The sequence below is a fragment of the Glaciecola siphonariae genome, from assembly GCF_042652645.1.
Lineage (GTDB): Bacteria > Pseudomonadota > Gammaproteobacteria > Enterobacterales > Alteromonadaceae > Glaciecola > Glaciecola siphonariae.
Window position 1 is genome coordinate 1 of sequence record NZ_JBHSGU010000026.1, and the last position, 14862, is coordinate 14862.

Here is a 14862-nt window from a genome sequence, read left to right on the forward strand (position 1 = left end):
GGTGCTGTCTTGGCTCAATAGCTCAGCACAAGGCACAGATGAATAACGTTGGGTCAACATAATATAGGCAGGATTACGACTGTGGATGTTCAACAAAAAAGATTAACGCTTTTACCGCGTGTTTTTAACATACCGGCGATTTTACCAGCATATCGGCGCATAAAATTAGTGTTTAATTTCCCCTTAGTTTAAACTAGTGACCCTAGAAAATAAAGAAAACACAGCCCAAGGGATGACTCACAATGACTACTCACTCACCCGCCGAACTGAAAATGGCAACCCTGTTAGTAGAGGCGCTTAACCTAGAAGATATGGAGCCCAATGAAATTGACCCGAACGAAGACTTATTCGGCGACGGACTTGGACTCGACTCCATCGACGCCCTCGAAATCTCGCTGGCCATTTCCCAAGAATACGGCGTGCAAATGAAAGCCGAAGATGAAGCCACTCGAGAAGCGTTTAAAAACCTCGCCTCGCTCACCGCTTTTGTTGAAAGTAACAAGTAACTATACGTAAACATAGGCTAGTTTTTAAAACTCGGTGTTAGACGCTTACAAACTATTAATCCTCAAGCATTATGCGTCGCAACTTTTACTTTACACGCACTGTTATGCGCCCTTTGCGTCGAAACTAGACTTTACATATACTCGCAATGTTAAACCATTTACAGGAACATAACGCAGATACATGGATATAGAAATAATTGACTACGAGTCTTGTTCAGCCGCTGGCCTGAACTTGAATGCATTACGCGAGTCACTTAAGCAAGATAAAAGTGGTTTAGTAAAAAACAATCTTCCGCATTCTGACATAGATACATGGATAGGTAAGGTCAAGGAAATTGATGAGGTGAGCGACCTCAAGCAGTGGCAAAGCAGAAATAATGCCCTGGCAGCCTTGGGCTTAGAACAAGGTGAATTAAAAAAAACGCTCTCTAAATTAGTCAAGCAATACGGTTCATCTCGTGTGGGCATTGTAATGGGCTCGAGCACGTCAAGTATTGATAGAACCGAGACCGCCTACACGGATTTAGACGACAACGGTGCGCTCAAACCTCAATACCGTCAGTCTTTAGTTCATAACCCTCATGCCCCAAGCTTGTTTGTAGCGCACTACACCGGCATTGACGGACCCGCGCTGACGATTAATACGGCCTGTTCATCATCCGCAAAGGTGTTTGCGACAGGCGCACGCTGGTTAGAATACGGTATTGTAGATGCCGTGTTAGTTGGCGGAGTCGATACTTTATGTTTAAGCGTGCTTCATGGATTTAACTCCCTACAATTATTATCAAAAAATCCGTGTAAACCATTTGATCAAAACCGCGACGGTATTAATTTAGGGGAGGCTTCGGGCTTTGCTATTTTGCAGCGCACAGGCGAGGCCGACAGCCATACAGGCATTCGCTTAGCAGGATATGGAGAGAGCTCAGACGCTTATCACATGTCTCATCCTCATCCGGATGGACTTGGCGCTCGCCTCTCGATGACTCAAGCATTAACGCGTGCCAAGTTAAGCCCTGACGCAATTGAATATATTAATCTGCATGGGACGTCTAGCCGAGCAAACGATATGATTGAAGGGCAATTAATTGCCGATTTATTCCCTCGCAGCACAATATGCTCATCTACAAAAGCCTGGATGGGACATACCCTTGGCGCAGCAGGCATCACTGAAGCAATTATCACCATGGACGCATTACGCACGCAGTTTATACCGGGCTCGAAAAACCTTGAAACCCTCGACGAAACGCTAGATTTTACGATTCAGGCCGCCAGTCAAAGTAAAAGCTGCCAACACGTAATGACAAATTCTTTCGGTTTTGGCGGTAACAACTGTACGCTGTTATTCAGTAAGGTTAATTGATATGCAGGCAAAAGAATTACGATGTAAGGTAGCCAGCGTAGGCGCATGGGGTTCTTACTTTGATACGTGGGATGCCTTGCAGGCACTGCTTCACAGCACCGATTTACCTGAAGACAAAAACAAAGGGCCTAAGCCAAGCGTGATCCCCGCTAATGAAAGACGCAGAGCCCCCTTGTCTGTGCGCTTAGCGGTTGAAAGCTCATGGCAGGCTACGCAATCGGCCAATGTTGCTCCAGAGGATTTAACCTGCGTATTTGTGTCGGGCCTCGGCGATACAGATCTTACCGACTATATGTGCAAAACCTTAGCCTCTGAGCATAAAGAGCTCTCGCCCACAAAGTTTCACAATTCAGTGCATAATGCGCCCGCCGGCTATTGGACCATCAGCACAAACACGATGACAGCTGCTAACTCTGTTGCAGGCTATGAAGAATCGGTTTCGCTCACGCTGCTTGAGGCCATGGTGCAGTGCGAATCTGAAGGCACTCCCATGTTGGTTACCTTTTACGATGCGCCAGTGTCTGATGTGTTGCGACCTTTGTTACACAACGCAGAAGCCTTTGCATTTTCTGTGGTTATTTACCCAAGTACCGCTGATGTTGAGGGTATTGAACTTAGTGCCAAAATCGAAAAGGCCAACGGCGCGTCTTGGCCTGCACTAACATCAGAAAACAGCTACATAACATCGCTGTATCAAAGCAATCCGAGCGCTAAAATCTTATGTTTGGCAGAGCTACTCAAGCAAGAGTCAGGCACAACAGACGAGAGTGCCAAGGCCTTGTCGATGCCCTTGAGTAAGGGTACTTCTATTTCGTTTTCTCGGCTGTAAGCAATGGATTTGTGGGTAGCAGTGCATGAATAACAACCTTCTCGAATGGGTGACAATATGAAATCGATACACACTGACATAGTGATTTTAGGTGGAGGTTTAGCCGGCATGAGTCTGGCGCTACAACTGCGCAATAAAAATCCAGAATTTGATATTGTTGTTATCGAAAAAAACACCTTCCCTGTGCCCGACACTACAGCAAAAGTGGGTGAATCCACCGTCGAAATAGGCTCTCACTACTTTACAGAGGTATTGGGCTTAAAGGCACATTTTGAATCTAAGCATCTTAAGAAGCATGGCCTACGTTGTTTTTTTGGGGGCGGCGCTGGCGATTATAGCGATTGCGATGAGCTAGGCGTAAGTCAGCTCTTTGGCATTCCCACCTATCAAATTGAACGCGGTGTATTGGAAAACCATCTGTACGAATGTTTAGTTGATAAAGGTATACAGATACTTGATGGCAGCACTCCGGGCGATATATCGCTAAGCGGCGACGGGCATCAAATTTCCTGCTCTAAAGGCGATGAGGATATTGATGTTCAGGCAAGATGGATTGTAGATGCAGCAGGCAGGCAAGCGCTTTTAAAAAACAAGCTCAATTTGCATGCATCAACCGGCCATCGCGGTAATGCCGTATTTTTCAGAGTCAGCGATACCATTATCATTGATGAGTGGTCAGAAGACCCACAATGGCAGCAGCGAGTAAGTAATCCTGGTAAACGATGGCTAAGCACCAATCATTTGATGGGACCGGGTTACTGGGTGTGGATCATTCCTCTTGGGTCTGGGGCGACGAGTTTTGGCATAGTACTCGATGATGATGCATTGGCCGACAGCGGCATAAGTTGTTTTGAAGACACGATGCAGTGGCTTCGTAAAGAACAACCAAGATGTGCTGAGGCGCTAGAAGGCACTGAACTGCTCGATTTTAAAGTCATTAACGATTATTCATACAGCAGCAAAAGAATCTTTTCTGCCGACAGATGGGCCCTCACTGGCGAAGCGGGTGTGTTTCCAGACCCATTCTATTCACCCGGCAGTGATTTTATTGCAATAAATAACACCTTCATTACTGCGCTCATTGAAAAGGACATGGCTGGGGCAAACATCCAGCTAGACGCAGCGGTGTATCAAAAAATATCCAGCTCGTTTTTTAGCAACACCTTGTCGTTATACAAACATCAATATGGCGGCTTTGGCGACCGTAAAATGATGTCGATTAAATTAGTGTGGGATTACACCTATTATTGGGGCGTACTCACCCTCTTGTTTTTTACAGATACCATAACCGACATCGACAAGATGCGCGCGCTAAACCCAAGCTTACTGAAGGCTCAAGCGCTAAACGAAAAAATGCAGATGCTGCTGAATAAACGTGCCCAGCAGCGCTTGGTTTTGCCAGCAAAAGGGATTTTTATGGACCAGTATTTAGTGCCTTGCCTAAATCAACTTAATGACGTGCTGAAACAAAAAAATATCGATGTAGAAAACGCCCTCAACGCTAACATAACGCTGATGGAAAACATCATTCCATTGTTTGAAGACATGTTAACCGACTCCCCTAGCACTAAGGTGTCAGAGCAAGAAATGCTGCTCTTAGGCAACTACAGACATAGCGTGATCGCTTGAGCATAAACAAACAAGCGAAGGCGGTGAATGCAATTTTATCGCTGCTGATAGCAGCCCTTCTGCTGAGCTATCCTTTTGTTGTATATCGCTTTGTTGAAACTATCGAACCGATGGTTTTTGCCGCCGTATTGTTTATCGCTGGCCTGCTACGATTTCTGGTGTTAGGTAAAACCAGACAAGGCTCTGACTATCTTATATTGATTGCCGTGGGCTTTTTTTGCGCATGTGTGGTCATAATAAACAGTGAGCAAATTCTTAAGTTTTATCCTGTCTTGATGAATGTAGCGATTGGCACCTTGTTTATTACTTCACTTAAAAACGAACATTGCTTAATCGAAAAATTCGCTCACCTGTCTAAGAAAAAACCGCCACCAGAAGCAAAAGGATATTTACGCTCCTTGAGCCTTGCATGGGGCCTTTTGTTAATCACTAATGGGATAGTTTCTGCATACACTGCATGGTACACTTCACTCGCATTTTGGGCGCTGTACAACGGCGTTTTATCATACGTTCTTATTGCATTATTTGCAGCGTGTGAGTACCTATACCGTGGCCATTACAAAAGAAAGAACGGCATTATTGATGAGTGATGATAAAATAAACCTGCTTAGCGGACTTTTTACAAAAGACCAACGACCCGAAATATTGAGCGTTGATGTAGCTGAGCTAAAGGCATTGATAACGCTACATGTTCCTGAGGACTTATCGTGGTTTGACGGGCATTTTCCTGAGCAAAAAGTGCTGCCTGGAGTGGTGCAAATAGACTGGGCTGGTAAATTTTCTAAAGCGCTCTTGCTCAATTCTGAGCGGTTTTCACAACTCACCAATGTAAAGTTTAAATCGATGGTGATGCCAAACACCCAGATGAGCCTTGAATTGACTTACCTGCCCGAAAAACACCTGATTAAGTTTCATTTTTTCAGCGAACACGATTCTTTTTCAAGCGGTAGTTTTAAGTTCCTTACACCATGAACTACTGCCTTATTGTTCCGCATTACAAACACGAGCAGCTGTTTGCGCAATTTTTGCCAAAACTAGCGTCACTAGACCTGCCTTGCATCGTGGTTGACGATGGCAGCGGCGAAGCCTCTGTTGAGAGTTTAAAATCCGCGTTGGCAGACTACCCTAATTTTCATTTAGTACGTCATCAAAGAAATAGGGGAAAAGGCGCTGCCGTAATAAGCGCCAGCTATTATGCAAATGCCTTGGGCTTTTCGCATGTTTTGCAAATTGATGCTGATGGACAACATTGCATTGATGATGTTGCCAAGCTTATTGAGCACAGTAAAGCGCATCCCCAAGTGATTATTTCAGGACAACCCTATTTTGATGAGTCGGCACCAAAAGCGCGCGTATACGGACGCAAAGTGACTGACTTTTGGGTAGCACTGGAAACGCTGTCGCTGAAAGTGAAAGACAGCTTGTGTGGGTTTCGGGTTTACCCAATCTCTCAGTTAGAAAAGGTAATTGACCGCTATTTGCTTGGCACCCGTATGGACTTTGACACTGAAATCTTGGTCAAGGCGGTTTGGGCAGATATTGACGTACACTTTATTCCTACCAAAGTTATTTATCATGAAAACACCGTTTCTCATTTTCATTATTTACGCGACAACCTGCTGCTGATCAGGCTACACATCAAGCTTATGTTTGGGATGCTTCTTCGCTCACCTGTCTTGGTTTTTCGCAAAATAAAAGCACTGCTTCGGTAAGATGATGCAAAGCAGTAAACCTGGCATGGGCAATTCAGAACAAGCGCATTGGTCACAAATGCAAGAGGCCGGCACAGTGGCGGGTATGCGCTTTCTGTATTGGCTTTATCGAATTTTTGGTCGCCCTGTCTTTTCTCTTGTGATGTACCCTGTTGCTCTATACTTTGTGCTATTTAGAGCGCAGCAGCGCAATGCCTCCTTGCAGTATTTGCGCGCCAATCATGCCTATCAGGTAGCAAGCAAATATCAGCCGACTTGCTCCAAACGCAAGCCCAATTACATCAGCGTGCTCATTCACTTTAAACATTTTGCAGAAGTCATCCTTGATAAATTACTGGGCTGGCTGATTGATATAGAAGAAAGCGACTTTGTATTAAGCAATCAGGCACTCGTAAACACGCTTTTGAACGACTCACGCGGGCAGTTAATAGTGGGCTCGCACTTTGGCAATTTAGAGTTTTGTCGCGGATTTATGCAGCGCTATAAAAGCAAGGTGATTAATATTTTGTTGTACGATAAGCATGCTGGTAACTTTGTTAAAATTATGCAAAAAGAGAATGCAGACTCTCGCTTAAACGTTTTTCAAGTTGATGAATTTGACGTAACAACCATCATGATGCTCAAAGAAAAGGTGGCTAAAGGAGAATGGGTATTTATTGCCGGTGACCGCGTTCCCCTAAGCGGTCTGGAGCGTACGGTAGACGTTAATTTTTTAGGCAAACCCGCTCCCCTACCCATTGGGCCATATATGCTCGCAAAGGCCTTAGCCTGCCCAATGGTTTATATGTTTGCCTATCGTGATAAAACGCATAACAATAAAGTATTTTTTGACGTTACCGCGGTATGTGACAGTCTCACGCTTTCTCGAAAAAACAAGCTTGATGACATTACTAAGTATGCACAGCTATTTGCCGATAAACTGCAGCAGCACAGCCTTAGAGCGCCTTATCAGTGGTTTAATTTTTATAATTTTTGGCAGCCTCAAGCACTGCATGAAAGCCCCAACCATAGAGACAAATAATGGGAATACACCTAGACAGCGACTTTGACCCCCAGCTTTTTGAGCTTATACCGCATCGACCACCCATGCTGTTGATTCACAAGTTATTGCATGTAGATGAGCGCTCTTCATCTTCACTGGTAAACATCGCCGAAAATATTTCGTTTTATGAAAACGGTCTTGGTGTACCCGCCTGGGTAGGCTTAGAATACATGGGACAAACCGCGGCGCTCATCGCGGGCTATCAGCTTAAGCAAGGCATTGTTTCACCTCACATTGGCTTTTTATTGGGCACCCGCTCATTTAAATCTGAGTCTGCTTATTTCACGGGTGGGGCAAGGCTCAAAGTAAGCTGCACCGAAAAAGCCCTAGTCGGTGATGATTTAGCCACCTTTGATTGTTTAATCGAAAATTACGATAATCCACAACAACATAACGAGCCACTCGCAGCGGCCACCTTGTCTGTTTTGCGAAGACCAAAAAGCTAAGGGAATAATTTTGAGTAAGCACAACTATAACAGAGTAGTTATTACAGGCGCTGGCGTGGTGTCTTCATTGGGCAGTGATTGGCAAGAAGTGAAATCCACCATCCAGTCAAAGCGCTCAGGCGTGCGCTTTATGGAAGACTGGCAAAAATTTGAAGGTCTAGGGACATATCTTGCTGCGCCAGTAACAGATTTTGAAATGCCGCCACACTACACAAAAAAGAAAAAAAGAAGCATGGGCAGAGTAGCCCAAATGGGTGTGCTAGCAACAGAGCGCGCGTTAGAACAAGCTCGGCTATTAGGAGACCCTGTTGTTAATTCTGCAGCCACCGGCATTGCCTATGGCTCGGCAACAGGCAGCAGTCAAGCAGCATTGGAATTCGTGCCCATGCTCGAGAGCTTTTCTACCTCACGTATAAACAGCAGCACCTACCTGCGTATGATGAGTCACACCGCTGCCGTAAACATTAGCGTTTACTTTGGTACGCAAGGACGTATGTATACAACCTCAAGTGCATGTACAGCGGGAAGTCAGGCAATTGGTTTTTCGTATGAGGCGATACGCTCTGGTCAACAAGAGGTAATGATTGCCGGCGGCGCCGAAGAGTTATGCCCCTCTCAAGCTGCGGTATTTGATACTTTGTTTGCTGCAAGCAAGAAAAACTCGACGCCAGAAGCAACACCGCGTCCGTTTGATGCAGATAGAGACGGCCTGGTACTTGGCGAGGGTGCCTGCACTTTGGTATTAGAATCTCTTGAGCGCGCACAAAAACGTGGGGCCAATATATTGGCCGAAGTTGTAGGTTACGCGACTAATACCGACGGCGCTCATTTGGTTAAACCAAATTTAGATACTGTTAAGCGGGTTATGAGCGATGCCCTTAGCGACGCTAATTTAAGCGCCTCGCAAATAGGTTATGTATCGGCTCACGGCACGGCAACCTCGCATGGCGATATTTCAGAGAGCCAAGCAACCTTTGAAGTCATGGGTGCAAAACCCACCAGTTCGTTAAAAAGTTATACCGGACATACCCTTGGGGCATGCGGCTCATTTGAAGCTTGGGCGAGCATTATGATGATGAACGAAAATTGGTTTGCGCCAACGCTCAACTTAGACAAGGTTGACCCGCGCTGCGCTGCGCTTGATTTTATTCAAGGCGAAAGCCGTCATATCAACACCGACTATATTATGAGTAATAATCTAGCGTTTGGCGGGGTAAACACTTCATTGATCTTCAAGCGTTATACTGAAAATTAGAAAGCTCGTAAAAAAGGCGAGCCAGGTGTAACACCTCTGCTCGCCCATTGATACATTACCTGCGACAGCAATAAATACTGCGCTAGAAGTCGTAGCTAGGTAATGCTTTGCCTAACATGCCCTTCTCGTATTGCTGTGCTTGCGCGTTTGATGCGCCATATGTGTCGTCATAATTTTCTAATGCACGGTCTGCATATTTACGCAGTTTTCGGTGCGAACCGTTTTCTTCAACTTCGGTCAATACCGCTAAATACCGACCCGATTTTGCCTGACCAAGCGCTGTTGCTACCCAAGAAAGCGTATCAATCTTATTGTCTGCGGCATCGGCATAATGGGTAATGAGTATTTCTGCGGCGGTATCTAAAAGCGCTTGGCTCTGTACTTTACGGTCTACTATTGCTCTGGCTCCCTTTTTCAGGCTGGCTAAATCACCCTCGGTCAGCAGAGCTAAAATACGCGCATCGCGCACAGAATCATCTTCTTTTGCATACAAGCCATCAGGCAGTTTATACATACCCAACGCGTATTGCTCGCCGGCAGCCTCATCGATATCGCCTAGGGCGCTTTTGGCGTGTCTAACTAATTTCTTCTGTCCGGAGCCTTCCACCACCTCAGATAAAGCGCTGTAGTAACGGCCGTTTTCTGAAGCACCGATTGCACGAGCTAACCATGCAAGAGTATCGACTTCTGACGAATACGCATTTTCATATTTTCGCAGAAGGATCTCAGCGGCGATGTCGAGTAACTCAGGATTATTGATCTCATTGTCTTTAATACCCTTTGCTGCGCTTTTTACTCGCTGCATATCACCCGACAACAGTAAATCAGCCAACTTTTGGTCGCGAGGGTTTAGTTCCGCTAATGCGCTAAACGACAGGCCAATGGCCAACAAAGCCGTAATTACATATTTCATAATAAACTCCATTTAACAAAAAATTCATGGCCCCTACAGCCATATCAATATTAATTTATCAGCACATTCCGCCATTAACACTTATAACTTGACGGGTAATGTACTTAGCCTCTTCAGACATCAAAAAACCAATGGTATGTGCTACATCATCAACATGACCAAAGGTACCAAGCGGTATCATTTTTTTAGCTTCTTCAGCAAATACACCGTCTATCATGCCAGTTTCAATAACGCCCGGGGCAACACAATTTACCGTGATTTTGCGCTTACCTAGCTCAATGGCTAAAGACTTAGTTGCGCCGATAATGCCCGCTTTTGAAGCGCTATAGTTTGTTTGACCACGATTGCCAACTAAGCCTGACACTGAAGATAAGGTAACAACTCGCCCACCCTTTCTAAGCCGTATCATCGGCATAATGGCAGGGTGCAAGACGTTATAAAAACCATCTAGGTTGGTGTGCACCACACCATCCCATTCATCGCCAGTCATCGCAGGGAATGCGTTATCTTTTGTGACTCCGGCGTTGCACACCACGCCATAATACGCGCCGTTTTGCTCAATATCAGCTTCAATTGCAGTGCGCGTTGCGTCTCTGTCGCTCACGTCAAACTGTAGCGCATTTGCCTGCTGACCACTAGCCTTTATGGACTCTACTACTTCTTCGGCGGCCTCTTTTCCACTGCGATAATGTACGGCAACGTCAAAGCCCATGCGAGACAATTTGTATGCAGTGGCTTTGCCTATACCGCCACTTGCACCGGTTACCAAGACTCGTTTTTTATCAGACAATCGCGTTCTCCTTAGGGTTATGCACTTGATTAAACAAACTAATTGCAGCAATAAAATTAATGGTGTTGCCAATTAAAATGGTGCTGCCAAAGGCCTGCACCACAGGCATCGAGCTAAAGGCTAGCAAGCCAAACGACAACAAGCTAGTGATTGCAGACAGTAAAATGGCTTGTTGCGTTGTTGCTTGCTGCTCCTTCATCTCCTTGGCAAATATAATGTAATCCATGCCTAAGCCCAAGACCAAAAAGAGCGCCATAATATGAAACACCGTAATGGGCTGGCCCAGCAAAGCCACGCTGGCTATCGTTATTACGCTTGCAGCAACAGGAATACCTAACAGCAAAACCGCCGATATGCGCCGATAATAAATAAATAGCAGCACCGCAATAAATGTATATGCCAAAACCAATAGCGCAGAGCCAGCCGTTCGTTGGGCTTCGAGTGCTTTTACCGCAGTGCCAAGCGTATTGATAAAACGGATATTCTCTTTTTGCTGACTGATGGCCTCAATGCTTGCCAAGTCACTGCCTTTGCGAATGAGCACAAAACTGTATATCTGATTTTCGTGCTCAATCCATAACGGGGGCAAACTCGATAAGCTAGATGCAAGTAGATTAAAATCTAGAATTCGGCCGTTTGCTTGAGCGTACTGCTGTTTAATTGGCTGCGCTTGCGCTGAGGGGTAGCCTAAACGCTGATAAAACACGTCAATCACGCCGTCGGTTTCATAAAGCGATTGCTGAGCTGCGTAATTTTGTTTTTGCTCACTTGGCGAGGGCAACCAATCTATGACGCTCGAGAGCTGTTGACTGCTAGTACCTAGTGCTTGATATAAATCTTCTAACTCAGAATAAACATCTTGGCTTGATAGCCCTTTTACTACTAAATACCGGCCTGGTTCGTAGACCTGTGTGAGCTCGGCGACGGCCTGCTCTTGGGCCAATAAATCGGGCGAAACGTGAAAAAACAATCGCGGATCGTCATTTACCTTGATATCCGCTGTGTACAAATAAAGGCCGCCGGCAATCGAACAAACAATCCCGAGCGCAATCAGCACTTTTGGGTAAACTGAAAATACCTTTTGAATACCCCGAATAAGTTTCATCAACAGTGCTTGGCGAGCCACTATTGGACGTTTGCTGACGTAAGGGCCTAGCAACATAACGCTAAGCCACGCCATCAGCAAGCCAGAGCACGAGAACAAGGCGACCTTTTTCAAAATTACCAAGTCTGATAAGCCCAGTGCAGCATAGCCAATTAAGGAAGTTAGCACGCTAAGCATCATGGCCTTTTTCAAGCTACGCCCACTATCATGCGCTAATGCTCCAGAACTTTCATGAGCCGTGCCGCGAATGTGTGTAGGCTTAGACAAAAAGTGATAGAAGTAATGCAATGAATAATCAACCACTATCCCGATTAAGCTTGCGCCAAATACAATCGTTAGCACATGAATAGAGCCAAATACGAGCGTGTTGGTAAGCACACCAAAGCCTACCCCAATGGCAATAGAGCCCAAAGACAAACACAACGGAAGAAGAGAGCGAAATACCAACAGCATTAAGGTAATGACGCCAACAATCGAACCAATAGCAATTAGCTGGATGTCGCCTTTAGCCGTTTGTGCAGAGTCAACTGCAAAGAAGAACATGCCAGAATGCAGATTTGTAACCTCATACTGCGTCCTGACCTCTTCCTCGATGCGTTTTATTGCTTGATATAAAGTCTCTTGCTCAGCCATTCCAGCTGGGTATTGTTTAATTAAAACGTTAAACGATTCAAAAAACGGTGTCTCTTGCCGGTCTTGAGTGTCTTGAACAACCTGATTGTTTGCGCTTAATTCATCAAAGCGACTGAGTAAGTAATCTGAAAAGCTACCGAGAGGGTCTTGCTCAAAAGGAATTAACCTTATGCCATCGCCCAATTGATATAAGCGTCGAACGGCATCATTTGCCATCGCATCTATGCTTGCACTCGCTATTGACTCGCGTTGTGCGTTGGTGAGCAAGTTAAATCGATAAACTTGTAAGGCATCTAAATAACGTTCTTGAATGTGTTCGTTTGATTGCACTTGGAGTGTGTTTATTTGCGATAGCTTGCCCTTAAACGCCTGCACCGCTTGGTTGACCTGTGCTTGGTCGCTTCCTTTTACGACAATAATAAAGCGCCTGCTAATATCTTTTAGGACTTCTTCAGTTGCAAATTTAAGTCCTGCATCTTGCTCCCTGTTTGGATTAAGGTCGTTAAGATTAGTATCAATGCGGATATGCTGTGAGCCAAAAATAAAGAATAAAGCAAGCCCGACCACGCTCACTAAAAAGGTGAATCGGGCAAGTAAAGATATGTGTCTCATCGCTTGCATATGAGTGTACCTTCCTGGCTGCATGTTTAATTAAGGCGCTAGTTTTTTGCCAGATTGCACTGGCTGCACTGGCGTAATATGCCCGTTTACTATCCATTGCTGATAAAAGGTCTGAAGCACACGGGTTAACTGCCTGTATTGCAGAGTTTTCGCTTGCGCGGTGTCAATGCATTGCTCAAGCTGCAACACCGGACCTGTGACAAATTCAAAACGAGCGCCACCGTCTGGAATGTGATACCACGCATCTTCTTTTTTTAGCACACTGGGGTGACACTTGATCAAAATAGGAATGATAGGCGCTTTAGACGCTACCGCAATATTAGACGCCCCCCGCTTGAAAAGTAGGTCTTGCCCTTTTTGACTACGAGTACCCTCTGGGAATATTAACAGGCTCTCACCTTTTTGCAGTTTAGATACGGCCATGGCCACCGATTCAGGCGAATTGTTCGGAATAAATCCTGCCTGACGAGCAACCGCGCCGGTAAAAAAATTGTGCCATAGCGCGCCCTTTACAAAGCAACACAAATTCTTATTTACGGCAAACATAAATACCGCGTCGATGAGCGAGGGGTGATTTGCAATCAAAATATGTCCTGCTAGCGCGGGCTGTTTAGCAGCGCTGTCGTATTCATATCGCACGAGCCCAAATAAGCGCAAAAGCCGAATAAAGGTTAAACAGCCTTTGTGAATCCACCAGCGTATCCATTTTTGTTTGCGCAGACTGCCAATAAGCGGGACAACGCTTAGCACACGAAAGAACACACCAATACATAGAGCACCTAAGCCAAACAAAAAATACGCCAGCGCAGCACTTAATAGCTGCCAAACTTTACTTGGCCGCAACTCGCTCATGCTCCGCTTTGATAGTTAACATTTGCATTGTCTTTCCTGAATTTTCATGAATTCTTCCTGAATCCAAATTAAAGGGCACTGCTTGGTTTTTATTCATCACCTATTCGTCACTTATTCGTCACTTTAGCCCTTACTGACACACGCATTCTATTTCTACCAGTAAGTCGCTGCGACAAACGTCGGCCAAGGTAATTACCCTATCCACACCCGCGTATTGTTTGTTCAGCCATTGCTCCACTTCGCTCACATGCGCCTGATGACGCACATACACCTTCAAGGCCGACAAGCGTTTATTATCTGGGTTGGCGTGCGCTAATAAATGCGCAATATTGTCTCCTGTGACGTGCAACTGCCCCTGCACATCGCCCACCGATACCGTCTCATGCCCCACAATACTGGCGGTGCCTGAGATAAACAAGTGCGTCGAGGACTCATCACCGCCCATAGACGCTAACGACAGCGCCGTGGCCCGGGCAAACGACGGACTGCCAATGCCGTACTGACGCGGATATTCATACGCATTTACCTGCTTAGTATTCTTAAAATGCTGCGGCGCACTGTGGCTAGCAAACACATAGATGACCGCACCGCGTCCATGATGCCCTAAGGCAGAGGCCGCCGGAAATTGACTCGGCGCAATGCCCAAGGCCTCAAACGCCGCTAAACGCCCCGCGCAAAAGCGTTTGTACACTTCCTCATCACCCTCCCCTTCATTAATGCTAGGCAGGTAGTTCCAACACCGAAATAGATGCGCAAAGCCATGTGCCTTGAGTACCGACATTATCGACAAATACGCCCGGCGCGTCGAGGCTTCAATATCGTCGCATTCACTTTCATCTAACCAACGGGCAACGCACATCACATCGGCGTTTTTTGACCAATCGCAATGCTCAGACCGACCTCGTACAACAGGTCCTTCAACTTGCCATAGCTCGTTTAATGGCGGGCTGTGCTCTGGTGACTCGCTGTGCTCTGGTGGCTCGCTATGCTCTGGGCAGCTATCAATACCGGTATAAATCAGACCAGGCTCAGTGCGCTCGCAGCGCCCAGACAGAGGCATAACAACTAAGGTGCTGTCTTGGCTCAATAGCTCAGCACAAGGCACAGATGAATAACGTTGGGTCAACATAATATAGGCAGGATTACGACTGTGGATGTTCAACAAAAAA

General features: G+C 45.8%; 15 protein-coding genes. 10 read left to right on the forward strand and 5 right to left on the reverse strand.

The genetic code is table 11. The annotated features are described in order from the left end of the window. Positions 1-242: 242 nt before the first annotated feature. The 10 genes from ACFO4O_RS16625 to ACFO4O_RS16670 all read left to right on the forward strand — a co-directional run bounded on the left by ACFO4O_RS16625 (position 243) and on the right by ACFO4O_RS16670 (position 8779). On the forward strand, positions 243-506 hold the full coding sequence (locus tag ACFO4O_RS16625) for a phosphopantetheine-binding protein (RefSeq protein ID WP_382407002.1): 264 nt from the start codon (positions 243-245) through the stop codon (positions 504-506). Between the two features lie 181 nt (positions 507-687). Next, positions 688-1866 (forward strand): beta-ketoacyl-ACP synthase, encoded by a 1179-nt coding sequence (locus tag ACFO4O_RS16630; protein WP_382410575.1) that lies wholly within the window; start codon positions 688-690, stop codon positions 1864-1866. Between the two features lies 1 nt (position 1867). Next, positions 1868-2695, forward strand: a complete 828-nt coding sequence (locus tag ACFO4O_RS16635; RefSeq protein ID WP_382410577.1) for a beta-ketoacyl synthase chain length factor — start codon at positions 1868-1870, stop codon at positions 2693-2695. A gap of 57 nt (positions 2696-2752) precedes the next feature. Then, complete coding sequence (locus ACFO4O_RS16640; RefSeq protein WP_382410579.1) at positions 2753-4324, forward strand: NAD(P)/FAD-dependent oxidoreductase; 1572 nt, start codon at positions 2753-2755, stop codon at positions 4322-4324. Further along, on the forward strand, positions 4321-4914 hold the full coding sequence (locus tag ACFO4O_RS16645; protein ID WP_382410581.1) for a COG4648 family protein: 594 nt from the start codon (positions 4321-4323) through the stop codon (positions 4912-4914). Before ACFO4O_RS16640 ends, ACFO4O_RS16645 begins: the two co-directional genes overlap by 4 nt. After that, on the forward strand, positions 4907-5296 hold the full coding sequence (locus ACFO4O_RS16650) for a 3-hydroxyacyl-ACP dehydratase FabZ family protein (RefSeq protein ID WP_382410583.1): 390 nt from the start codon (positions 4907-4909) through the stop codon (positions 5294-5296). Before ACFO4O_RS16645 ends, ACFO4O_RS16650 begins: the two co-directional genes overlap by 8 nt. After that, on the forward strand, positions 5293-6036 hold the full coding sequence (locus tag ACFO4O_RS16655; RefSeq protein WP_382410585.1) for a glycosyltransferase family 2 protein: 744 nt from the start codon (positions 5293-5295) through the stop codon (positions 6034-6036). The genes ACFO4O_RS16650 and ACFO4O_RS16655 overlap by 4 nt, the downstream gene beginning before the upstream one ends. Positions 6037-6061: 25 nt before the next feature. Further along, positions 6062-7057, forward strand: a complete 996-nt coding sequence (locus tag ACFO4O_RS16660; protein ID WP_382410587.1) for an LpxL/LpxP family acyltransferase — start codon at positions 6062-6064, stop codon at positions 7055-7057. Next, on the forward strand, positions 7057-7524 hold the full coding sequence (locus ACFO4O_RS16665; RefSeq protein WP_382410589.1) for a hotdog family protein: 468 nt from the start codon (positions 7057-7059) through the stop codon (positions 7522-7524). The genes ACFO4O_RS16660 and ACFO4O_RS16665 overlap by 1 nt, the downstream gene beginning before the upstream one ends. Before the next feature lie 10 nt (positions 7525-7534). Then, complete coding sequence (locus ACFO4O_RS16670; RefSeq protein ID WP_382410591.1) at positions 7535-8779, forward strand: beta-ketoacyl-ACP synthase; 1245 nt, start codon at positions 7535-7537, stop codon at positions 8777-8779. Between the two features lie 82 nt (positions 8780-8861). On the opposite strand, the gene ACFO4O_RS16675 is transcribed toward ACFO4O_RS16670, so the two are convergent. The 5 genes from ACFO4O_RS16675 to ACFO4O_RS16695 form a co-directional block, all read right to left on the reverse strand. Then, positions 8862-9692 carry a hypothetical protein gene (locus ACFO4O_RS16675; RefSeq protein WP_382410593.1) on the reverse strand — a complete coding sequence of 277 codons (831 nt, stop codon included), beginning with the start codon at positions 9690-9692 and terminating at the stop codon, positions 8862-8864. A 58-nt stretch (positions 9693-9750) separates the two neighbouring features. Beyond that, positions 9751-10482 (reverse strand): 3-oxoacyl-ACP reductase FabG, encoded by a 732-nt coding sequence (fabG, locus tag ACFO4O_RS16680; protein ID WP_382410595.1) that lies wholly within the window; start codon positions 10480-10482, stop codon positions 9751-9753. After that, a complete protein-coding gene (locus ACFO4O_RS16685; RefSeq protein ID WP_382410597.1) occupies positions 10475-12841 on the reverse strand; it encodes an MMPL family transporter in 2367 nt (788 codons plus the stop codon). Before ACFO4O_RS16685 ends, fabG begins: the two co-directional genes overlap by 8 nt. Positions 12842-12871: 30 nt before the next feature. Next, positions 12872-13693 carry a lysophospholipid acyltransferase family protein gene (locus ACFO4O_RS16690; RefSeq protein WP_382410599.1) on the reverse strand — a complete coding sequence of 274 codons (822 nt, stop codon included), beginning with the start codon at positions 13691-13693 and terminating at the stop codon, positions 12872-12874. A gap of 130 nt (positions 13694-13823) precedes the next feature. Then, on the reverse strand, positions 13824-14862 hold a 1039-nt coding region (locus tag ACFO4O_RS16695), incomplete at its 5' end, for a chorismate transformation FkbO/Hyg5 family protein (protein WP_382410601.1).

Bases quoted from the DNA above. Each gene is read 5' to 3' on its own strand.
- ACFO4O_RS16660 (WP_382410587.1), top strand. From the start codon at position 6,062: ATGGGCAATTCAGAACAAGCGCATTGGTCACAAATGCAAGAGGCCGGC.
- ACFO4O_RS16665 (WP_382410589.1), top strand. From the start codon at position 7,057: ATGGGAATACACCTAGACAGCGACTTTGACCCCCAGCTTTTTGAGCTT.
- ACFO4O_RS16640 (WP_382410579.1), top strand. From the start codon at position 2,753: ATGAAATCGATACACACTGACATAGTGATTTTAGGTGGAGGTTTAGCC.
- ACFO4O_RS16655 (WP_382410585.1), top strand. From the start codon at position 5,293: ATGAACTACTGCCTTATTGTTCCGCATTACAAACACGAGCAGCTGTTT.
- ACFO4O_RS16625 (WP_382407002.1), top strand. From the start codon at position 243: ATGACTACTCACTCACCCGCCGAACTGAAAATGGCAACCCTGTTAGTA.
- ACFO4O_RS16675 (WP_382410593.1), bottom strand. From the start codon at position 9,692: ATGAAATATGTAATTACGGCTTTGTTGGCCATTGGCCTGTCGTTTAGC.
- ACFO4O_RS16690 (WP_382410599.1), bottom strand. From the start codon at position 13,693: ATGAGCGAGTTGCGGCCAAGTAAAGTTTGGCAGCTATTAAGTGCTGCG.
- ACFO4O_RS16630 (WP_382410575.1), top strand. From the start codon at position 688: ATGGATATAGAAATAATTGACTACGAGTCTTGTTCAGCCGCTGGCCTG.
- ACFO4O_RS16650 (WP_382410583.1), top strand. From the start codon at position 4,907: ATGAGTGATGATAAAATAAACCTGCTTAGCGGACTTTTTACAAAAGAC.
- ACFO4O_RS16685 (WP_382410597.1), bottom strand. From the start codon at position 12,841: ATGCAAGCGATGAGACACATATCTTTACTTGCCCGATTCACCTTTTTA.
- ACFO4O_RS16635 (WP_382410577.1), top strand. From the start codon at position 1,868: ATGCAGGCAAAAGAATTACGATGTAAGGTAGCCAGCGTAGGCGCATGG.